Genomic DNA, 20,308 nt, shown 5'->3' with positions numbered 1-20,308 from the left:
ACCCCGTCATGAGCCGCGAGCGCCGCATCGACTACGTTGAATTCGCTTCCACGGATCCTGCGGCCAGCCGCGCCTTCTTCGAGAAGGCGTTCGGCTGGTCGTTCGTAGACTATGGCAGCGACTACACCGCGTTCGACGACGGCCGCCTGCAGGGCGGCTTCTTCCGCGGCCAGCCGCTGCGGGCCAGCGATGCCGGTGCGCCACTGCTGGTGCTGTACGCTGACCAGCTGGCACCGATCGAAACGGCGGTGCTTGACGCTGGCGGTGAGATCGTGCGGCCGGTGTTTTCCTTCCCCGGCGGCAGCCGTTTCCAGTTCGTCGAGCCCGGCGGCAACGAACTGGCGGTGTGGTCCGAACGCGATCCGGCCTGAGCGCCGCCCCTCCCGCAATATCTGAGGTAGCACATGCGTTACGCGCTTGGCGTCGAGTACGACGGCAGCGATTTCAGGGGCTGGCAGAACCTGGGCGAGGGCGGCCCGAGCGTGCAGGCCAGCCTTGAGCAGGCCCTGTCGTCGGTGGCCGATTCGCCGCTGCAGGTGGTCTGTGCCGGCCGCACCGATGCCGGCGTGCACGGCCAGTGCCAGGTCGTGCATTTCGATACCGACGTGGTGCGCGATCCGCGCGCGTGGATGCTGGGCACTACCACCCGCCTGCCGCGCTCGATCGCAGTGCGCTGGTGCGTGCCGGTGGCCGGGGATTTCCACGCGCGTTTCTCCGCGCGCGCACGTCGCTACCGCTACCGCCTGCTCAACCGCGAAGTGCGGCCCGCGCTGGACCGGCAGACCTTGAGCTGGGAGCGCCGCGCGCTGGACGAGACCCTGATGCACGCCGCCGGGCAGGCCCTGCTCGGTGAGAACGACTTCAGTGCGTTCCGTTCGGTGCAGTGCCAGGCGCTGCACGCCCGGCGTGAGCTGCAGTCACTGCAGGTCAGCCGCCAGGGCGAGGTGATCGAGGTTGCCGTGCAGGGCAATGCATTCCTTCATCACATGGTCCGCAATATCGTCGGATCGCTGATCCTGGTGGGCAGTGGCGAGAAGCCGGTGGAATGGATCGCCGAACTGCTGGCCGGGCGCGATCGCACCGTAGCCGGTCCCACCGCACCGCCGCAGGGCCTGGTGTTCCTTGGGCCCCTGTACCCCGACAACTGGCACCTGCCCGCCGAGGTCACGCTATGAGCCGCTCCTACTACCGCACACGCATCAAGTTCTGTGGCATGACCCGGGCCGGCGACGTCCGCCTGGCCGGTGAGCTGGGCGTGGACGCGGTGGGTTTCATCTTTGCCCGTGAAAGCAGCCGCCGGGTCGCTCCGGCCGAAGCGCGCGCGATGCGCCAGGCGATCGCGCCCATGGTCGACGTGGTGGCGCTGTTCCGCAACAACAGCAAGGAAGAGGTGCGCGAGGTGCTGCGCACGGTACGACCGACCCTGCTGCAGTTCCACGGCGAGGAAGACGAGGGCTTCTGCCGCAGCTTCAACATGCCCTACCTGAAGGCGATCGCCATGGGCGGGCGTGAAGAGATCAACGCCCGCACCCTGCAGCTGCGCTATCCCAGCGCCGCCGGTTTCCTGTTCGACAGCCATGCCCCGGGCGGCGGTGGCGGCACCGGCGTGGCCTTCGACTGGGGCCGGATCCCGACCGGCCTGCATCGCCCGTTCCTGCTCGCCGGCGGCCTGAACCCGGAAAACGTCTACGACGCGGTGCTGGCCACCCTGCCGTGGGGCGTGGATGTCTCCAGCGGCATCGAACTGGAGCCGGGCATCAAGGACGGCTACAGGATGCGTACTTTCGTCGAGGAAGTGCGCCGCGCCGATTGCACGGTTCTTGAGTGATTGTCGTCACTATTTGCCGTGATCTGGACCTGGATTTGAGCCTGCACGCATTCTTCACATAGGATGGACCCAAGCGCGCCTGCCATGAGGGCCGGCGCGGGGATCGACGGGACGTGCATGGCGCGCCCCGAACGGGCGGCCGCCGCCCACAGCCCAGGAAGGCAAGCGATGCAGGAGTTCCTCACCGTCGTGTTCGGTTTCCCGACCCTGCCGTACAGCATCGTGCTGGCGGTGGCGGTGCTGTATTGGGCACTGGCGGCCTTCGGCCTGGTCGACGACGGGTTTGGCGATGCCGGCGCCGATGGGGCGCTGCATGGCGACCCACATGAGCTGCAGGGACTGTCCGCGCTGCTGGCGCGCTGGGGCCTGGGTGGGGTTCCCCTCATGCTTGTGGTGACGCTGCTGGGTTTCTTCGCCTGGATCGTCACCTATTTCGTCCATCTGTTCGTGCTGTTGCCGCTGCCGGACCTGCTGCGCTGGGCGATCGGTGCGGTCGTGGCCCTTCTGGCGCCGTTGCCGGCGGTGCCGTTCACCGCGCTGCTGCTGCGCCCCGTCCGCAGGTTCCTGCTGCGCCTGCGCCCGGTGGCGCAGGCCTCGCTGCTGGGGCGTACCGGCGTGGTTGCCTCGCCGAAGGTGGATGCCCGCAGCGGCCACGCCACCTTCGACGATGGCGGCGCCGGACTGGTGCTGCAGGTGCGCAGCGAGATCGAACTGCAGCGTGGCGAGCGCATCGTGCTGGTCGAACACGTGGCTGATCAACACCATTACCGGGTGGTCCGCGCCGACGCGGTCGCCCTCGACTTCCAGGACAACCTGCTTCCGGGCAACAAGGAGAATCACTGATGACGTTGGCAACCATGGCCCCCTTCCTGATCGGCGTAGCCGTGCTGCTGGTCGCACTGCTCGGCCTGGCCGGCCTGTTCAAGGCCTTCTACCGCAAGGTCGACCAGGGCGTGGCCCTGATCGTCAACGACATGAGCTCCACGCCCAAGGTGCACTTCACCGGTGCGCTGATCATCCCGGTGCTGTACCGCGCCGAGCTGATGCGGATCAGCCTGATCACGCTGCAGATCGACCGCCGCGGCAAGGAAGGCCTGATCTGCCGCGACAACATGCGTGCCGATATCGCCGTGGCGTTCTACCTGCGGGTCAACGAGACCCAGGCCGACGTGCTGCGGGTGGCCAAGGCCATCGGTGCCGACCGTGCATCGGACAAGCATGCCGTCGACGAGCTGTTCAACGCCAAGTTCTCCGAAGCGCTGAAGACGGTCGGCAAGAAGTTCGACTTCACCGAACTGTTCGAGAAGCGCCAGGAGTTCCGCGACGAGATCATCGCGGTGATCGGCAATGATCTGAACGGCTACGTCCTTGAGGACGTGGCGATTGACTACCTGGAGCAGACCCCGAAATCGCTGCTGGACCAGTTCAACATTCTCGATGCGCAGGGCATCCGCAAGATCACCGAATTGACCGCCGCGCAGAACGTGGTGACTAACGAGCTGGAGCAGAACGAGAAGCTCGCCATCACCAAGAAGAACGTGGAAGCGCGCGAAGCGCTGCTGGCCCTGGAACGCCAGCAGGCCGAAGCCGAAGCGCGGCAGAAGCGTGAGATCGAGACCATCCGTGCACGCGAGGAGGCCGAGACCGCCAAGGTGCAGGAGGAGCAGCGCCAGCTGTCCGAGAACGCCCGCATCGAAGCGCAGCAGCTGATCGAGATCCGCGACCAGAACCGCCTGCGCGAAGTGGAAGTGGCCGAGCAGAACCGCCAGCGTGCCGTGGCCATCGAGGCCGAGCGCGTGGAGCGCGCACGCCAGCTGGAGCAGGTCACCACCGATCGTGAAGTGCAGCTGCAGGGCGTGGAGCGTGACAAGGTGGTCGAGCAGGGCAAGATGGACGTGGCCAACATCACCCGTGAACGCATCTCCATCGACAAGACCGTGGCGCAGGAAGAGGAGCGCATCAAGGAAGTGCGCGAAGTCTCCGAGGCCGACCGCCAGAAGCAGGTGCTGATCCTGGAAGCCGAGGCCAAGGCGCAGGAAGCGCTGGTGCGCGAAGTCAAGGAAGCGCAGGCGCGCGAGACCGCTTCAAAGCATCGCGCGGTGGAACTGACCACGCTGGCCCAGGCCGAGCATGAAGCGGCCGGCAAGCAGGCCGAAGCCAAGCGCCTGTTGGCCGATGCCCTGCGTGCCGAACAGGCAGCGCCGGGCCTGGCCGAAGCGCAGGTGCGTGAAGCTTCGGCGCTGGCCATCGAGAAGGTCGGCATTGCCGAGGCCCGCGTGATCGAAGCCAAGGCCGAAGCCAGCCTGAAGCAGGGCAGCAACGAAGCCCGCGTGCTGGCCGAGACCCTGCAGGCGCAGGCACAGGGCGAGGAAAAGATGGGCCTGGCCCGTGCCACCGCCACCGAGTCGCTGGGCAATGCCGAAGCCGGCGTGGTGCAGAAGAAGCTGCTGGCCGAGGCCGAGGGCCTGGTGCGCAAGTTCGAAGCCATCGCCTCGCTGAGTGACCAGGCACGTGGCCATGAAGAGTTCCGCATGATGCTGGACAACAGCCTGAAGCAGGCGCTGGCCTCGATCGAAGCCGGCAAGGAAGTCTCGCGCGAGAACGCCAATGTCATCGCCAGCGCGCTGCGCAACGCCGATATCGACCTGGTCGGTGGCGACGGCGGCATGTTCGAGAACCTGGTCAAGGCGGTGTCGCTGGGCAAGTCGATCGAAGGCTTCGCCGGCAAGAGCCCGATCGTGCAGGAGCTGATGCAGCGCTACCTGGGCGTGGCCGTGGCCGAACCGGCGCCGCGCCAGATCGCCGAGGATGCCGAAGCGGTACCGACCGTGTCGGCTACCGTGGTCGATAGCGCCCGTTGATGCATCGGGCGATGGCCGCCGCCATCGCCCGCCCGCGCCGGCCGCAACCGCGGCCGTCCGCCCGTGAGCCGGAAACCTGCTGATGTCTGAAACCCATCCGTCCGCCGAATCCACTGCGCCGGAGGCCGGCGGTAGCACCGTCGACCAGGCTGTCGCCCAGGGCGGCGCCTACGAAGTCCTGCGCCGCCGCCTGGCCGAGCAGGGCCAGCGCCTGCAGGGCCTGGCCGAAACGCTCAACCGCCAGCGCCTGGCCGAGTTCGGCGACAGCCGCCTGGAGGTGGTCGGGCGCTTCCGCATCCGCAGCGACAACAACTGCGTCGGCCGTGACATCGTGCAGGTGGGCCCGGACCGCCTGCTGTTCGGCTACAACGTGTTCATCGGGTTGAAGACCCAGACCCGCATCGAAGATGTGTTCGGCCTGTACCGGCTGGTGCAGGGCAACGACGGCTACGACGTCGCTGCGCTCGAGCTGAAGGGCAGCTTCCTCGACCAGCCCGGCTTCGTGCACGATTTCAACGAGCTGTATGCCTACTACAAGCACGCGCGCCTGCTGCAGCTGATCGTGGTCGGCGACAAGCTGCTGGCCTCGTTCCAGATCGGCGAGCGCAGCAGCGACGTGCGCGTGTTCCGCTGGGCGCTGTCGCGCGAGGGCGAGCTGACTTACCTGGATGCGCGCGGTGAGCGCGATATCGCACTGCCGCCGCCGTTCGACTTCGAATGGACCCGGGCGACCCGCGACCTCGCGGTCAACGGCCGCCACTCGCACCTGAACATCCTCGACACCCTGTTCGTTGAGACCACCGGTGGCGACCTCACCATCAAGGTCGAAAACAACACCGAAACCGGACAGGGCATCTACAGTGAACCCGTGGAGGACAGCACGCAGTCGCTGGACGACGCCCAGTTCGAGTTCGCCCGGGTCGGCTCGCTGGTATTGCTGAAGGTGCTGCCGTACCGCGAGACCGAATGGCGCGGCCTGATCTACAACACGCTGACCGGCGGCATCGTGCGCAATGATGCGATCGTGCAGGCCTGCGTGCAGCTGCCCGAAGACCATGGCGTGATCTTCCCGGGTGGCTATTACCTGCAGGGCGGCGAGCACAAGGCATTTGATGCCTCGATGGCCGGCATGCAGTTCAAGCGCAGCATCCGTTCGCCAAACGGCGAGGACGTGCTGTACATCTTCTACGAGCGCGAAGGCGGGCGCTCGGCGCTGTTCGTCTACAACACCATCCAGCGCGTGCTGCAGAACCCGGTGTTCGGCCATGGCTACGCCTTGATGCAGGACGGGCGCATGGTGCTGTTCCATGCCGAGGGCAGCGAACCGACCCGCATCCATCCGATGCAGGTCTGGCAGACGCCGTTCAGCAGTGACGAGTTCGCCGCCAACCGGCCGCCAGGCAATACGTTCATGGGCCGCATCGGCAACGCCGAGCTGGTGCGCGGCATTTCCAACCTGTTCAACCTGGCGCGCGAGATCGATGGCCAGGACGTGTCGGTACAGCGCTACCAGCGCCTGGTGGCCGATACGCGGCGCCTGTTCGATGCGCACCACTGGCTGGGTGACGCGGCCTGCGATGGCGCCGAGGCGCTGCTGCGGCAGATCAGCGCGACCGGCGAATCGGTGCTGGACGAGTACGAGAAGGTGCAGTCGATCCGTCAGCAATCGGCGCAGGCGATGCTGGAGGCCGAGGCCGCGCACAAGGCGCTACTGGGCCGGCTGCAACCGCAGAACTGGAGCGAGGTGCAGGCCTTCGTCGAGGCCCTCAACGCGATCACCGCATTGCGCGGGCGGCTGCTGACCCTCCGCGAGCTGCGCTACATCGACACCGCGCGCATCGAGACGATGACCGTCGAACTGGTGGAGGCACAGGACCGTGTTGGCGCCGCCACCGGTGACTTCCTCGCCGGCGAGGAGGCGCTGGCGCCGCTGGCCACGCGCCTGCAGGCGCTGGACGATGCCGCGCAGCAGGCACAGACGGCGCGCCAGCTGGACGAGCAGTTGGAAGGCCTGCTTGGCATGGCGTCCGACCTGGACATGCTGTCCGAGCTGATGGCCGGCCTGAAGGTGGACGATGCCACTGCCCGCACCCGCGTGGTCGAGTCGATCTCGGTGCTGTACGGTCGCCTCAACCAGGCGCGCGCGCGTGCTGACCAGCGCCGCAGGTCACTCGGTTCGGCCGAGGCCGTGGCGCAGTTCGCCGCCCAGTTCGCGCTGTTCTCGCAGTCGATCACCAGCGCGCTGGCGCTGGCCACCGACCCCGAACGTGCCGACGAGCAGTTGTCGCGCCTGCTGGTCCAGCTGGAAGAACTGGAGAGCCAGTTCGGCGAACACGAGCAGTTCCTCGGCGACATCCTGAGCAAGCGCGAAGAGCTGGTCGAGGCCTTCGAAACGCACAAGCAGGCCTTGCTGGATGACCGCCAGCGCAAGGCGCGTTCGGTACTGGATGCGGCCAATCGGATCCTCGACGGCCTGGCCAGGCGCACCGAGCGCTTCGCCAACGCCGATGAGCTCAACGCGTTCTTTGCCGGCGATCCGCTGATCCTCAAGCTGCGTGAGCTGGCCGAGCGCCTGCGCACGCTGCACGACAACGTCAAGGCCGACGACATCGAGGCGCGGCTGAAGGGAGTGCGTGACCAGGCGGTGCGCCAGCTGCGCGACCGCAGTGACCTGTACGAAGCCGGCGGCAACGTGGTGCGGCTGGGCCCGCGCCATCGCTTCAGCGTCAATACGCAGGCACTGGACCTGACCCTGTTGCCGCGTGGCGATACGTTGGCCATCCATCTGACCGGCACCGACTTCCTGGAGACCCTGCACGACCCGGAGCTGGACGCACTCAAGCCGTTCTGGCCGGTCACCCTGGACTCGGAATCGCCCACGCTGTATCGCGGCGAGTACCTGGCCGGCAGCCTGCTGCTGGCCGCGCAGGAGGCGCGCGACGGCCTCGATCTGGCTGCGCTGCAGCACGACGTCGCGAACCCGGAAGCGCTGGATCAGCGCGTGCGTGCGTTTGCCGCACCACGCTATCGCGAAGGCTACGAGCGCGGCATCCATGACCACGATGCGGCACTGATCCTGCGTGCGCTACTGCCTTTGCAGCAGGCGGCCGGCAGCCTGCGCCATGCACCGCGGGTGCGTGCGCTGGCGTTGCTGTTCTGGGCCGCCGAGCAGCGGCGCGAAGCGGTGGCGCAATGGCCGGCGCGGCAGGTGGGCGCCGAGGCGCTGGCACGCCTGCTGGGGTCCGACGAAGGGCGTCTGGCGTTGCGCACAGAAATGGCCGAGACGCTGCTGGCGTATGCGCAGTCCCACGCGTTGCCGTTCGATGCCGATGCCGCGGAGGCTGCATCCGCCTATCTGGGCGAAGAACTGGCGGCGGGCGATCCGGTGTTCAGCAGCAGCCGCCACGCGGTGGCGCTGCTGGAGGCATTGGCCCAGCAGCTGGAGCAGGCGGGGCAGCGTGAGGCGGTCGAGCGTGCCCTGCAGCGCGGCCAGGATCCACTGGCTACGCGTTGGTCATTGGCTGGGCAGTGGCTGCGCGCAGTGGCGCGGATGCCGGCGCATGCCCAGCATGCCGGCTATGTCGACGAAGCCGCCGCGTTGCTGCTGGTGCAGCGCCAGTTGCGCACCCGTACCAGCGATGCCGCACTGCAGGCGGAGGTCAATGGCCTGCTGGGTGAACACGCACGCATCAGCAATGGCACGCTGGTGGTATCGCTGGATGATTTCCTGGCGCGCCTGCAGCAGCACCTGCGTCATTTCGTGCCAGCGTTCCATGCCTACCAGGCGCTGCGCCAGGGCATCATCGGTCGCGAGCGCGAGACCCTGCGGCTTTCCGAGTTCAAGGCGCGGCCGCTGTCCTCGTTCGTACGCAACAAGCTGATCAACGATGTCTACCTGGGCGTGATCGGTGACAACCTGGCCAAGCAGATGGGCACGGTCGGCGAGAACAAGCGCAGCGATCTGATGGGCCTGCTGATGATGATTTCGCCCCCGGGCTATGGCAAGACCACGCTGATGGAATACGTGGCGCACCGGCTGGGCCTGGTCTTCATGAAGATCAACGGCCCGGCGCTGGGCCACGAGGTGCGCTCGCTGGACCCGGCCCAGGCACCGGACGCGACCTCGCGGCAGGAGCTGGAGAAGCTCAACCTGGCGCTGGAAATGGGCAACAACACCATGCTGTATGTGGACGACATCCAGCACACCCATCCCGAGTTCCTGCAGAAGTTCATCTCGCTGTGCGATGGCACCCGCCGTATCGAGGGTGTGTGGCGCGGTCGCACACGCACCTACGACATGCGCGGCAAGAAGTTCTGCGTGGTGATGGCCGGCAACCCGTACACCGAGTCCGGCGAGGTGTTCAAGATTCCGGACATGCTGGCCAACCGTGCCGACATCTACAACCTCGGTGACGTGCTCGGTGGCATGGAGGCCGCCTTCACCCTCAGCTACATCGAGAACAGCCTGACCTCCAATCCGGTGCTGGCGCCGCTGGCCACGCGCGACATGGCCGACCTGTATGTGCTGGTCGACCGCGCGATGGGCAAGGAGGTCTCGACCAACAGCCTCAGCCACGCCTACAGCAGCGCGGAGATCAACGAGATCACCGCCACCCTGCAGCGCATGCTGCGTGTGCGCGACGTGGTCTACCGGGTCAACCAGCAGTACATCGCCAGCGCCGCACAGGACGACCGCTACCGCACCGAGCCGCCGTTCCGGCTGCAGGGCAGCTACCGCAACATGAACAAGCTGGCCGAGAAGATCTCCCCGGTGATGAACGAGGACGAACTGCAGCAGTTGATCTCCGACCACTACCTGGGCGAGGCGCAGCTGCTGACCACCGGCGCCGAAGAGAACCTGTTGAAGCTGGCCGAACTGCGCGGCGTACTGGATGACACGCAGGCGCAGCGCTGGGCGCAGATCAAGCGCGACTTCCTGCGCAACAAGGCCATGGGTGCCGACGACAGCGATGTCGGCGGGCGCGTGGTGGCGCAGCTGGCCGATATCGCCACCGCGCTGCAGCTGCCATCGCCCGCGCCGGAAGCGATCCCCGTTGCGGACCCGGCGCCGTGGCCGGCGCTGCTGGAGGCCCTGCATCGCCTTTCAGAGGCGCGTCCCGCCGCCGCGCCGGCGCCGGTCGTGGCAGCCCCCAGCGTGCCGGCCACGGCCCTGGCCGAAGACCTGCAGGCGGGCCTGGCGCCGCTGGTGGAGCTGCTGGCGGCATCGCAGGCGCAGCAGGTGCAGGTGTCGCAGACCCTGGCCGCGTTCGCCGGCTGGGCGCGACAGCAGGTCGAGCGGGGCACGCCGAGCGCTGTGGTGGCGCAGCGCGCGCGCGTGCGCCGCGCCGCGACGCCGGAGGAGCGGGCGCTGGATGAGGCGCTGATGCGCCACTTCTACGGCGAGTCATTGCCACCGGAAGACGGCGATGGCATGCCGGCATCCACGCCGAAGCCGCCGCCGCTGCCGTGACCACGCGCGTGCCACTGCCGCCACCGATGCTGCCGGATACGGTCGATGTCGCTGCGCTGGCCGACTATGGTGCGCCGTTGCTGCAGGCGCTGGCGCGGCGCGAAACGCCGTTGCCACCGGATGCGGGCGAGCGCCTGGTGGCTGCGCTTGCGCGCATCGCGCTGGCCCTGCAGGCCGGCAACCCGGCGCAGATCCGGCAGCAGGAAGGCTGGTGGGGACGGCTGCTGGGGCGCGATGTCGCTCGCGAAGCAGAAGGGCACGCGCTGCAGTCGCAGCTGGGCGTACTGGCCCTGCAGGCGCGTGAGCAGGCCCAGCACCTGCAGCAGCACATGCAGCTGCGGGCCATGGCCATCGTTGAGCATTCCGCGGCGGCCGCGGCGCTGGACGGCTGGGCCGAACTGGCTGCGTCGCGGCTGACGACGCTGGATAGCGCCGGTCAGGCCGCGCTGTCGCATCGGCTGGACCATCTTCGCCGGCTGGCCTCGCTGCGCCGCCTGGAAGCCGGTCAATGGCAGCTGCTGCAGGACCAGGACAACATGCTGCTGCAACGCTTCGCGCGCATCCATGACGTGCTGCTGCCGGCCTGGCGGCAGGCTGTACTGGCGGGCCAGGCCGCTGCGGGCGCTGCGTTGGCTGGCAAGGATGCCACGTTGCACGCACAGATCGATGACGAGGTGGCCGCGGCTCAGGCTAGACTGCCTTGAGCCGGCCGCCGCTGCCGCTTACCCAACTGCAAGGAGACTGCCCGATGACCCAGGACAGCCAGACCCCCGGTGCCCTCGTACCCGGCACGACCACCGCCACTGCGCTCGATGAAGGTGCGCTGCAGGCGCTGGGACTGGTACGCGAGGATCTGCCGCGCATCGCCGAGATCCGTCTGGAACTGGACGATCTGCGCCCGGGCAACCTGCAGGTGTTCGGCCGCGAAGCGGCCACGCGCACCGCAGCGTTCTCCAGCCAGTTGCTGGACCAGGTGCGCAATCGTGACCTGGATGCCAGCGGCGAGAAGCTGGGCGAAGTGGTGCGCATCGCGCGCAGCCTGAAGCTGGATGGCTTCGCGCAGCGATCGAAGGTGCCGGTGATCGGTGGCCTGATTGATCGCATGCGCGCCTCCAAGGGCGAGCTGGTGCAGAAGTTCAGCGACACCAATGCGCAGATCGAACAGCTGCTGGCCGACGTCGGCGTGCAGCAGGCGTTGATGGGAAAGCGCGTGGGGGAGTTCGACCGCATGCACGATATCGTCCGCGAAGAACGTCGTGCGCTCGGACTGTATGCGGCAGCGGGCAAGCAGCGGCTGGCCGAACTGCAGGCCGAACAGCTGGCCGGGCAGGGCAGTGAGGACCCCCAGCAGCGCATCCGCCAGGGCGAGATCGACAATGCGATCCGGTTGATCGAGAAGCGCGTGTCCGACCTGCAGCTGATGCAGCACGCCGCCGACCAGTCGCTGCCGATGATCCGCCTGATCCAGGCCAACGCACTGCAGCTGATCGAGAAGTTCAACACCGTCCGCGACATCACCATTCCGTCGTGGAAGCGCCAGTTCGCCATCCAACTCTCGCTGGGCGAACAGAAGGCTGCGGTCGAACTGTCCACGGCCATCGATGACGCCACCAACGAACTGATGCGTCGCAATGCCGACCTGCTGCGTCAGGCCTCGGTGGATACCGCGCGCAGCAACCAGCGCGGCGTGATCGACGTGGCCACGCTGCGCCATGTGCACGACCAGCTGATCGCCACGGTGGAAGAAGTGCGCAGCATCCATCGCGAAGGGATGCAGCAGCGGCAGCAGGCCGAAGTCGAGCTGTCGCGCCTGCGCGAAGACCTGCAGCAGCGCCTGGCCACACCGACCGCCAGCTGAAAAACGGGGACGGAGGGAATTAAGTCGCAAGTGGCACAAACGACTTAATTCCCTCCGTCCCCTTTTTGTTGTCAGCGGAGTTGCTGGCCCAGCCAGTCGGCGAGCGCATCCACGCGCGCATCAGGTGGTCCGTCCGGTCGCGCCAGCACCCAGAAACCACCGGTGGCGGCAAACCCCCACGGCGCGACCAGTCGCCCGGCGGCCAGGTCCTCGGCCACCAGTGGCTCGGGTGCGATCGCCGGGCCCAGCCCGGCCACCGCTGCCTCCAGCAGGTAGTACAGATGCTCGAAGGCCGTACCCAGCTGCAGCTTCGCGGGGTCCAGAGCGTGCGCCTGCGCCCACGCCGGCCACGCCTGCGGCCGTGAGCTGGTGTGCAGCAGCGTTTCCTGCAGCAGCGCCGAGGGCGGTACATGCCGCAGTCGCTGCGCGGCCGGATGCGAGGGGGCCACCACCACGCCGACCCGTTCCGGGGCCAGCTCACGCACCTGCCAGCCGCGGGGCCACGGCCCCTGCGCCAGCAGCAATACCGCATCCAGTGCCGCCTGTGCCTCGGTGAAGCTGCCATCCAGCGCCGACCATTGCAGGCGCACGCCGGGCAGGGCGGCCTGCAGCGCAGGCAGGCGCGGGATCATCCAGCGCGCCAGCACGCTGCCGCTACAGCCCAGTACCAGCGCCGGGGCCGCCGCCGGCCGCCGCAGTTCGCGCACGCAGTCTTCGATGCCGCCGAAGGCCTCGCTGCACGCTGCCTGCAGCCGCGTGCCCGCAGCGGTCAGGCGTAGGCCGCGACCGGCACGCTGGAACAGCGCCAGGCCGAGATGGTCTTCCAGCAGCTTCAGCTGGCGGCTGACCGCACCGTGGGTGACATGCAGGTCGTGTGCGGCGCGGCCCACGCCGCCGAGACGGGCGGTGGCCTCGAACGCACGCAGCGCATTGAGCGGCGGCAGCAGGGAACGGCTCATGTGAGATTTCCTGACGATATGCGCCAGATAATATCCATTTTCCGGTCAAGAACCGTGCGCTAGAGTATCCACCTGTCTCGAACCAGCGGTCGCTTCCATGTCTGCCTCCCCCATTGCCGACTACCACGCCTTCCCGGATGCCCAGGGCCATTTCGGCCGCTACGGCGGCAGCTTCGTTGCCGAAACCCTGGTGGGTCCGCTGCAGGAACTGGCCCAGGCCTATGACCAGGCCCGTCAGGACCCGGCATTCCAGGCTGCCTACGACCGCGACCTGGCCCATTACGTGGGCCGGCCGAGCCCGATCTACCACGCCCAGCGCCTGAGCGACCATGTCGGCGGCGCGCAGATCCTGCTCAAGCGCGAAGACCTGAACCACACCGGCGCGCACAAGATCAACAACACCATCGGCCAGGCGCTGCTGGCCGCGCGGATGGGCAAGAAGCGCATCATCGCCGAGACCGGTGCCGGCCAGCACGGTGTTGCCAGTGCCACCGTTGCCGCCCGCCTGGGCCTGGAATGCGTGGTGTACATGGGCGCCACCGACATCGAGCGGCAGAAGATCAACGTCTACCGCATGAAGCTGCTGGGCGCGACGGTGGTGCCGGTCACTTCCGGCTCGGCCACCCTGAAGGACGCGCTCAACGAAGCGATGCGCGACTGGGTGACCAACGTGCAGGACACCTTCTACATCATCGGCACCGTGGCCGGCCCGGATCCGTATCCGCGCATGGTCCGTGACTTCAACGCCATCGTTGGCCGCGAGGCGCGCGAGCAGATGCTGGCCGAGTATGGCCGCCTGCCCGATGCGATCACCGCCTGCGTCGGCGGCGGCAGCAACGCCATCGGCCTGTTCCACGCCTTCCTCAACGATCGCCAGGTCGAGATCGTCGGCGCCGAAGCCGCCGGCGACGGCATCGGCACCGGCCGCCACGCCGCATCGATCGCCGCCGGTCGGCCGGGCGTGCTGCATGGCAACCGCACCTATGTGCTGTGCGACGACGACGGCCAGATCATCGAGACCCACTCGGTGTCGGCCGGCCTGGACTATCCGGGCGTCGGCCCGGAGCATGCTTTCCTGGCCGATACCGGCCGTGCGCGCTACCTCGGCATCACCGATGAAGAAGCGCTGCAGGCCTTCCACCTGCTGGCGCATACCGAGGGCATCCTGCCGGCACTGGAGTCCAGCCACGCACTGGCACAGGCGATCAAGCTGGCGCGTGAGCGTCCGCGTGACCAGATCGTGCTGTGCAACCTGTCCGGCCGTGGCGACAAGGACGTGCACACCATCGCCGCGCGCGAAGGGCTTGTGCTGTGAGCGCGCTGCTGCGGAACAGCGGAGTGCTTCTGCTGGTGCTGGGCCTGGCCGCGTGCCAGCCGCCGGAACCGCCAGTGCTTGCGCCGGCTGCCAAAGCCACCGCGCAGCCCGCACAGCAGCCGGCTGCCAACGATGACCTCGACCCGATGGCGCGTACGCCGATCGTCGATCCGCCGTCTGCGGAAGAGAGCAACGGCGACAACGCCCCCGCCGTCGCCTCGGTGGCACTGGACCATGCCGGCGAAGTGCTGGTCGGCCAGCACATGGGGGACCTGAAGTCACTGGGGCCCTGGAAGGCACAGGGCGCGAAAGAGTTCTTCGAAGGCGACTGCGAGTACTACGACGGCAGGGGGTTGCCGCCGGGCGTGTCGATGATGACCGACGACGACCGCGTGGTCCGTTTTGATCTGAAGCCGGGCGACGACCCGGAGCTGCCGGTTGAACAGCCCGGTCCATTCGGCCTGCGCATCGGCATGACCCGTGCCCAGGCCATGGCGCAGTTCCCGAAGCCGCCGGTATCCAGCCCGCATGCCTACGACGGTGACCAGGGCGAGTACCTCACCTGGCAGGACCCGGGTTCGGACCTGGGTATCCGCCTGGAACTGTTTGAAGGGAAGGTCACCCGGATGTACTGGGGAACCAGCGATGCGATTGAACTGATTGAAGGATGTGCCTGAAATGCCCGTATCCCGACTCGATGCCTGTTTCCTGCGTCTGCGCGAACAGCAGCGCAAGGCGCTGATTCCCTTCGTCACCGCCGGTGATCCCTCGCTGGAGGCGACCGTGCCGGTCATGCACGCACTGGTCGAGGCCGGCGCCGACGTGATCGAACTGGGCGTGCCGTTTTCCGACCCGATGGCCGATGGCCCGACCATCCAGCGCAGCTCCGAGCGCGCGCTGGCGCGCGGCGCCGGCAGCCGCTACGTCCTGCAGGCCGTGGCGCAGTTCCGCGAACGCGATGCGCAGACCCCCGTGGTGCTGATGGGCTACCTCAACCCGGTGGAGATCCATGGCTACGCGGCCTTCGCCAAGGCCGCCGTCGACGCCGGCGTGGACGGCGTGCTGCTGGTCGACCTGCCGCCGGAAGAAGCGGGCGACGCCCAGCAGGCGTTCGACGCAGCCGGCCTTGCGCTGGTCCTGCTGGCGTCGCCGACCACCAGCGAGGCGCGAGCCGACAAGCTGCTGGCGCTGGCCCGTGGCTATCTCTACTACGTCAGCTTTGCCGGTGTCACCGGCGCGTCCGAGCGCCTGGACAGCGATGCCGCCAGTACCCGACTGCAGGCGTTGCGCGCGCGCGCATCGGTGCCGGTGGTGGCGGGCTTCGGTATCAAGGATGCCGCCAGTGCCGCGGCCATGGCCCGCCAGGCCGATGGCGTGGTGGTCGGAAGCGCGCTGGTGGCGGCGCTGGCAGAAGCGGGCTCGGCGGAAGACGCGGTGCAGCGCGCCCGGGCCTTCCTCGCCCCGCTGCGGCAGGCGCTGGACGCGTAACAGGACTGCCGGCCGCTGGCCGGCCTCCTCCTGATGGCTCGCGTGCAAGGGCTGCCGGCCAGCGGCGGGTACCGCCCAGCACCTAAACGTACGTCCCAGCATGGTTTTTTCCGGCTGCCCCGCGGCTGGAAAGGGGGTGCACGGGCGGGGAAAGCGGAGCTAGACTGTCCGCCTTTGCGGCCCCTGGGCCGCCCTGAACGGAAGTGTCCTCCCGCATGAGTTGGCTCAGCAAGTTGATGCCGTCCGGCATCCGCACCGACAACACCCCCAGCAAGAAGCGCAGTGTCCCCGAGGGCCTGTGGGAAAAGTGCAGCAACTGCGGCAGCGCGTTGTACCGTCCGGAACTGGAAGAGAACCTGGAAGTCTGCCCGAAGTGCGGCCATCACATGGCGATCCGCGCGCGCGCGCGCCTGGCCGCCCTGTTCGACGCCGACAGCACCACCGAGATCGGTGCGCGCCTGGGGCCGACCGACCTGCTCAAGTTCAAGGACCAGAAGAAGTACAGCGAGCGCATCAAGATCGCGCAGAAGAACACCGGCGAGTACGACGCGCTGATCGCCATGCGCGGCCTGCTCAAGGGCCGTGCGCTGGTGGCATCGTCCTTCGACTTCGCCTTCATGGGCGGCTCGATGGGCTCGGTGGTCGGCGAGCGTTTCGCACTGGCCGCAGAAACCGCGGTCGAGATCGGTGCGCCCTACGTGTGCTTCTCGCAGAGCGGTGGCGCCCGCATGCAGGAAGGCCTGTTCTCGCTGATGCAGATGGCCAAGACCTCGGCCGCGCTGGGCAAGCTGCGTGAAGCCGGGCTGCCGTACATCTCGGTGCTGACCCATCCGACCACCGGTGGTGTCTCGGCCTCCTTTGCGATGCTGGGCGACATCAACATCGCCGAACCGCAGGCGCTGATCGGCTTCGCCGGCCCGCGCGTGATCGAGCAGACCGTGCGCGAGAAGCTGCCGGAAGGCTTCCAGCGCTCGGAGTTCCTGCTGGAGCACGGTGCCATCGACCAGATCTGCGACCGCCGCGAGCTGCGTGACCGCCTGTCCGACCTGCTGGCGATGCTGGGCCGTCAGCCGGCGCCGGAGGTGGCTTGATGGGAGGCCGCAAGTACTTCGGTACTGATGGCATCCGTGGCCGGGTCGGCCAGGGCGTGATCTCGGCCGACTTCGTGCTGCGCCTGGGCAACGCCCTGGGCCGTGTACTGGTCGCCCAGCGCGGCCAGGACGGGCGCCGGCCGATCGTGGTGATCGGCAAGGACACCCGCATTTCCGGCTACATGTTCGAGGCGGCACTGGAAGCCGGCCTGGTCGCCGCCGGTGCCGACGTGCAGCTGCTGGGGCCGATGCCGACTCCGGCGGTGGCGTTCCTGACCCGTACGCTTGGCGTGGACGCTGGCATCGTCATCAGCGCCTCGCACAACCCGCACTACGACAACGGCATCAAGTTCTTCTCCGCCCAGGGCGAGAAGCTCGACGATGCCACCGAGCTGGCCCTGGAAGCGGCGCTGGACGTTCCTTTCACCACCGCCGAATCGGAGAAGCTGGGCAAGGCATCGCGTGGCCGCGAGGCGGTCGGCCGCTACATCGAGTTCTGCAAGGCCAGCGTGCCGCGCGCGTTCGACCTGCGTGGCGCGCGCCTGGTACTGGACTGCGCGCACGGCGCCACCTACCAGATCGCGCCGCTGCTGTTCCGTGAACTGGGCGCCGAGGTGATCGGCATTGGTGCCGAGCCCAACGGCGTCAACATCAACGCCGGCGTGGGTTCCACCCACATCGACAACCTGGCGGCCAAGGTCCGCGAAACCCGCGCTGATCTCGGCATTGCCTTCGATGGGGATGGCGACCGCGTGCTGATGGCCGACGACCAGGGCAACCCGGTCGACGGCGATGACCTGCTTTACATCCTGGCCCGCGCATGGAAAACCGAAGGCCGCCTGCGCGGCCCGGTGGTCGGCACGCTGATGAGCAACTACGGCGTGGAGAAGGCCTTCGCCGACCTGCAGATTCCGTTCGTGCGCAGCAATGTCGGCGATCGCTACGTGCACCAGGCGCTGATCGAAGGCGGTGGGGTGCTCGGCGGCGAAGCCTCCGGCCACCTGCTGTGCCTGGATCGGGCCACCACCGGCGACGGCATCGTCAGCGCCCTGCAGGTGCTGGTGGCATTGCGCAACAGCGGGCAGACCCTGCGCCAGGCGCTGAAAGGACTGGTGCGGGTGCCGCAGAAGACGGTCAACGTGCGGCTGGGCAATGTCTCGGCCAAGGCCACCGTGCAGGCCGGCAGCGTGCAGGCCGCGCTGGCTGTCGCGCAGCAGTCGGTGGCCGGCCGTGGCCGTGCGTTCCTGCGCCCGTCCGGTACCGAGCCGGTGGTGCGTGTCACGGTCGAGGCCGATGATGCAACGCTGATGCAGGACACGCTGGATCGACTGTCCGCGGCGGTACGTGAAGCCGCCGCCTGAGGCCGCTGCACATCCGCCCAACGAAAACGCCCCGGAATGCCGGGGCGTTTTCGTTGAAGGGGCAGGGCGTTGGGCTGCCTACGGCCCCGGCACCATCTTCTTCTGGCGTGCCTTGAAGCCATTGAACAGCGGTGCGATCAGCGGGTTGTAGCTCTGTGCGATGCGTTTTCGCAGCCAGCTGGCCGGGCGGTTGCGGATCGCGAAGCGGTAGATGCGTTCCGGATCGCCGCCGACCACGTTGCGGCCGAACGGGTGGGTGGTGTGCAGGTAGCGGAAGCCGTGCTCGCGCGCCACCTCGATGTGGTCCTGGTCGAAATCGCCGTAAGGCCAGCACAGCGTATCGGACACCTCGCCGAGCTTGTCCCGCAGGACTTCGCGCGAGACTGCCAGATCGTGGCTCAGGCCCGCACGGCGCTGTGCGCGGTCCAGGTCGTCGCGGCGCAGCCAGCGGGTGTGGGTATGGGTGTGGCAATGCACTTCGAAGGTGCCGGCGGCGATGGCCGCGCGCGCTTCGCTCCAGCGCATCATCACGTCGTCGCTGCGGTTCTGCTCGTAGATCGCCGCTTCGCAGCCGCGATGGTCCGGCGTGGCAGGCAGCACTGCCCCGGCAAGCCCCGCATGGGGCCGCTCCGGGCCTTCGCCCATCCAGCCGGTGACCACGAACACCACTGCGTGCATGCCGTACTTCTGCAGGATCGGGTGCGCATACACCCAGTTGTCCAGGTAGCCATCGTCGAAGGTGATCACGATCGACTTGCGCGGCACCGGCCTGCCGGCCAGGAAGCCGGCGTACTGGTCCAGTGTCAGCGAAGTCCAGCCGTTGCCGGCCAACCAGGCGATCTGGCTTTCGAAATTCTCCGGTGACACGGTGATCATGCCCGGCGACGGACTGACGTGGTGGTGCATGAGTACCGGTACGGTTCGGGCATCAGCCATGTCCCAGCTCCTTCAGCCACTGGCGGTAGTAGTGTTCGGTGGTCTCACCGTGGCCATCGGGGGTGAACCGGTGCGCGCCGTGCATCCAGTCCCAGCCGGCGCGGCCCATCTGCCGCCGCCGTTCCGGATCGTCCACCAGCAGGCGCAGGGCGCCTGTCAGGGCTGCATTGTCGCCCAATCGGGTGAGGATGGCATTGCTGCCATCGACCACCATTTCCGGCACGCCACCCACGCGCGTGGCCACGATCGGCACCCCGACATAGGCGGCCTCCAGGAACACGGTACCGGCCGCTTCCTTGTGCGAAGCCAGCGCGAAGATGTCGAAGCCGGCCATCAGCCGGCACGCGCCGTCACGATAGCCGAGCAGGTGGACCTGCTGCTGCAGCCCGTGCTCGTCGCGCAGCGCCTGCAGTCGATCCATGACCGGCTGGCCATCGCCGACCACCACCAGGTGCAGGTTCGGGTGCGTCCTGCACAGCGGCACCATCGCCTGCAGCAGGTCGGCGTGGCCCTTGGGTTCGCGCAGCACCGCCACGCAACCGACCACGATGTCCTGTTCGCCGAAGCCGAGCTCGGCGCGCACTTCCGCGCGTACCTCCTGCAGGCATTGCCAGGGGTCGTCCTTGCGGATCTCGCTCCAGCGCGGCGGGACCGCGATGGGCGGCACGATACCGATGTGTTCGGCCGGAATGCCGCGCTCGGCCAGCAACTGCTTGACGAAGCTGCTGACGGTCAGCACCCGGTGCGGCAGGCCGGTATAGGTCAGCCGCGAGTTGACCGGGCTCATCAGGTGGCGCGAGCGCACCACCAGCGGCGTGCCGCCCAGGCGTGCGCCGGCGGCGGCGATCAGCGCGTCACGGCGGCTGGTGGTGTTGACCACGTCATAGCGTTCGCGGCGCACCAGGCGCGAGACCGACCAGATGCCGCGCAGCAGGCGCAGCAGGCCGCCCATGCGCAGGGTGTGCACGGTGAAACCGTCGTCGCGTGCCAGCTTGGCCAGTCGCGCTTCGGGCTGGCACAGCAGCGCCACCTCATGGCCACGCGCGCGCATCACCTGCATGTGGCGGAAGATGTAGATCTCCTGTCCGCCCATTCCCTTGGCGGCTTCGGTGTGCAGGATGCGCAGCGGACGGTTCATGCA

16 protein-coding genes are annotated in these 20,308 nt (G+C 68.0%); 13 read left to right on the top strand and 3 right to left on the bottom strand.

Annotation, left to right across the window (positions count from 1 at the left end; translation table 11 throughout):
* Positions 1 to 8: 8 nt before the first annotated feature.
* From AC5P7S_RS10600 to AC5P7S_RS10565, 8 genes are all read left to right on the top strand, one after another.
* Complete coding sequence (locus AC5P7S_RS10600; RefSeq protein WP_005417973.1) at positions 9 to 371, top strand: VOC family protein; 363 nt, start codon at positions 9 to 11, stop codon at positions 369 to 371.
* 33 nt (positions 372 to 404) lie between these two features.
* Positions 405 to 1,175 (top strand): tRNA pseudouridine(38-40) synthase TruA, encoded by a 771-nt coding sequence (gene truA / locus AC5P7S_RS10595; protein WP_053500246.1) that lies wholly within the window; start codon positions 405 to 407, stop codon positions 1,173 to 1,175.
* Complete coding sequence (locus tag AC5P7S_RS10590; protein ID WP_053500245.1) at positions 1,172 to 1,828, top strand: phosphoribosylanthranilate isomerase; 657 nt, start codon at positions 1,172 to 1,174, stop codon at positions 1,826 to 1,828. The genes truA and AC5P7S_RS10590 overlap by 4 nt, the downstream gene beginning before the upstream one ends.
* 168 nt (positions 1,829 to 1,996) lie before the next feature.
* Positions 1,997 to 2,671, top strand: a complete 675-nt coding sequence (locus AC5P7S_RS10585) for an OB-fold-containig protein (RefSeq protein ID WP_065179159.1) — start codon at positions 1,997 to 1,999, stop codon at positions 2,669 to 2,671.
* Complete coding sequence (locus tag AC5P7S_RS10580) at positions 2,671 to 4,689, top strand: hypothetical protein (protein WP_005417967.1); 2,019 nt, start codon at positions 2,671 to 2,673, stop codon at positions 4,687 to 4,689. The genes AC5P7S_RS10585 and AC5P7S_RS10580 overlap by 1 nt, the downstream gene beginning before the upstream one ends.
* 82 nt (positions 4,690 to 4,771) lie before the next feature.
* Entirely contained in the window at positions 4,772 to 10,159 is a 5,388-nt protein-coding gene (locus AC5P7S_RS10575; protein WP_095377629.1) for a DNA repair ATPase, read from the top strand.
* Entirely contained in the window at positions 10,156 to 10,863 is a 708-nt protein-coding gene (locus AC5P7S_RS10570; protein WP_495213630.1) for a hypothetical protein, read from the top strand. The genes AC5P7S_RS10575 and AC5P7S_RS10570 overlap by 4 nt, the downstream gene beginning before the upstream one ends.
* Positions 10,864 to 10,907: 44 nt before the next feature.
* Positions 10,908 to 12,017, top strand: a complete 1,110-nt coding sequence (locus AC5P7S_RS10565; protein ID WP_005417957.1) for a toxic anion resistance protein — start codon at positions 10,908 to 10,910, stop codon at positions 12,015 to 12,017.
* Between the two features lie 71 nt (positions 12,018 to 12,088).
* Here the strand turns inward: AC5P7S_RS10565 and AC5P7S_RS10560 are convergent, their stop codons facing one another.
* Positions 12,089 to 12,976, bottom strand: a complete 888-nt coding sequence (locus AC5P7S_RS10560) for a LysR family transcriptional regulator (RefSeq protein WP_005417955.1) — start codon at positions 12,974 to 12,976, stop codon at positions 12,089 to 12,091.
* A gap of 97 nt (positions 12,977 to 13,073) precedes the next feature.
* Between AC5P7S_RS10560 and trpB the strand changes: the two genes are divergently transcribed.
* From trpB to glmM, 5 genes are all read left to right on the top strand, one after another.
* The gene (gene trpB, locus AC5P7S_RS10555) at positions 13,074 to 14,291 is read left to right on the top strand and encodes a tryptophan synthase subunit beta (protein ID WP_005417953.1); all 1,218 of its coding nucleotides are present in this window, start codon (positions 13,074 to 13,076) and stop codon (positions 14,289 to 14,291) included.
* Positions 14,288 to 14,968, top strand: a complete 681-nt coding sequence (locus AC5P7S_RS10550) for a hypothetical protein (RefSeq protein WP_005417951.1) — start codon at positions 14,288 to 14,290, stop codon at positions 14,966 to 14,968. The genes trpB and AC5P7S_RS10550 overlap by 4 nt, the downstream gene beginning before the upstream one ends.
* Before the next feature lies 1 nt (position 14,969).
* A complete protein-coding gene (trpA, locus tag AC5P7S_RS10545; RefSeq protein WP_005417949.1) occupies positions 14,970 to 15,779 on the top strand; it encodes a tryptophan synthase subunit alpha in 810 nt (269 codons plus the stop codon).
* A gap of 215 nt (positions 15,780 to 15,994) precedes the next feature.
* Positions 15,995 to 16,870 (top strand): acetyl-CoA carboxylase, carboxyltransferase subunit beta, encoded by an 876-nt coding sequence (accD, locus tag AC5P7S_RS10540; protein ID WP_005417947.1) that lies wholly within the window; start codon positions 15,995 to 15,997, stop codon positions 16,868 to 16,870.
* Complete coding sequence (gene glmM / locus AC5P7S_RS10535; RefSeq protein ID WP_095377628.1) at positions 16,870 to 18,231, top strand: phosphoglucosamine mutase; 1,362 nt, start codon at positions 16,870 to 16,872, stop codon at positions 18,229 to 18,231. Before accD ends, glmM begins: the two co-directional genes overlap by 1 nt.
* Positions 18,232 to 18,309: 78 nt before the next feature.
* Here the strand turns inward: glmM and AC5P7S_RS10530 are convergent, their stop codons facing one another.
* On the bottom strand, positions 18,310 to 19,167 hold the full coding sequence (locus AC5P7S_RS10530; RefSeq protein ID WP_049414699.1) for a polysaccharide deacetylase family protein: 858 nt from the start codon (positions 19,165 to 19,167) through the stop codon (positions 18,310 to 18,312).
* Entirely contained in the window at positions 19,160 to 20,305 is a 1,146-nt protein-coding gene (locus tag AC5P7S_RS10525; protein WP_095377627.1) for a glycosyltransferase family 4 protein, read from the bottom strand. The genes AC5P7S_RS10530 and AC5P7S_RS10525 overlap by 8 nt, the downstream gene beginning before the upstream one ends.
* Positions 20,306 to 20,308 lie beyond the last annotated feature (3 nt).

The sequence above is a fragment of the Stenotrophomonas sp. YJH_SMC_32 genome (assembly GCF_059369975.1).
The sequence above is the reverse complement of the archived record's forward strand: the minus strand, read 5'-3'. Positions and strand labels throughout refer to the sequence as shown.

Excerpts from the sequence above, each read along its gene's own strand:
- AC5P7S_RS10565 (WP_005417957.1), top strand. The coding sequence starts at position 10,908 with ATGACCCAGGACAGCCAGACCCCCGGTGCCCTCGTACCCGGCACGACC.
- AC5P7S_RS10560 (WP_005417955.1), bottom strand. The coding sequence starts at position 12,976 with ATGAGCCGTTCCCTGCTGCCGCCGCTCAATGCGCTGCGTGCGTTCGAG.
- trpB (WP_005417953.1), top strand. The coding sequence starts at position 13,074 with ATGTCTGCCTCCCCCATTGCCGACTACCACGCCTTCCCGGATGCCCAG.
- AC5P7S_RS10580 (WP_005417967.1), top strand. The coding sequence starts at position 2,671 with ATGACGTTGGCAACCATGGCCCCCTTCCTGATCGGCGTAGCCGTGCTG.
- AC5P7S_RS10590 (WP_053500245.1), top strand. The coding sequence starts at position 1,172 with ATGAGCCGCTCCTACTACCGCACACGCATCAAGTTCTGTGGCATGACC.
- accD (WP_005417947.1), top strand. The coding sequence starts at position 15,995 with ATGAGTTGGCTCAGCAAGTTGATGCCGTCCGGCATCCGCACCGACAAC.
- AC5P7S_RS10530 (WP_049414699.1), bottom strand. The coding sequence starts at position 19,167 with ATGGCTGATGCCCGAACCGTACCGGTACTCATGCACCACCACGTCAGT.
- AC5P7S_RS10575 (WP_095377629.1), top strand. The coding sequence starts at position 4,772 with ATGTCTGAAACCCATCCGTCCGCCGAATCCACTGCGCCGGAGGCCGGC.
- AC5P7S_RS10600 (WP_005417973.1), top strand. The coding sequence starts at position 9 with ATGAGCCGCGAGCGCCGCATCGACTACGTTGAATTCGCTTCCACGGAT.
- trpA (WP_005417949.1), top strand. The coding sequence starts at position 14,970 with ATGCCCGTATCCCGACTCGATGCCTGTTTCCTGCGTCTGCGCGAACAG.
- AC5P7S_RS10525 (WP_095377627.1), bottom strand. The coding sequence starts at position 20,305 with ATGAACCGTCCGCTGCGCATCCTGCACACCGAAGCCGCCAAGGGAATG.
- AC5P7S_RS10585 (WP_065179159.1), top strand. The coding sequence starts at position 1,997 with ATGCAGGAGTTCCTCACCGTCGTGTTCGGTTTCCCGACCCTGCCGTAC.
- truA (WP_053500246.1), top strand. The coding sequence starts at position 405 with ATGCGTTACGCGCTTGGCGTCGAGTACGACGGCAGCGATTTCAGGGGC.
- glmM (WP_095377628.1), top strand. The coding sequence starts at position 16,870 with ATGGGAGGCCGCAAGTACTTCGGTACTGATGGCATCCGTGGCCGGGTC.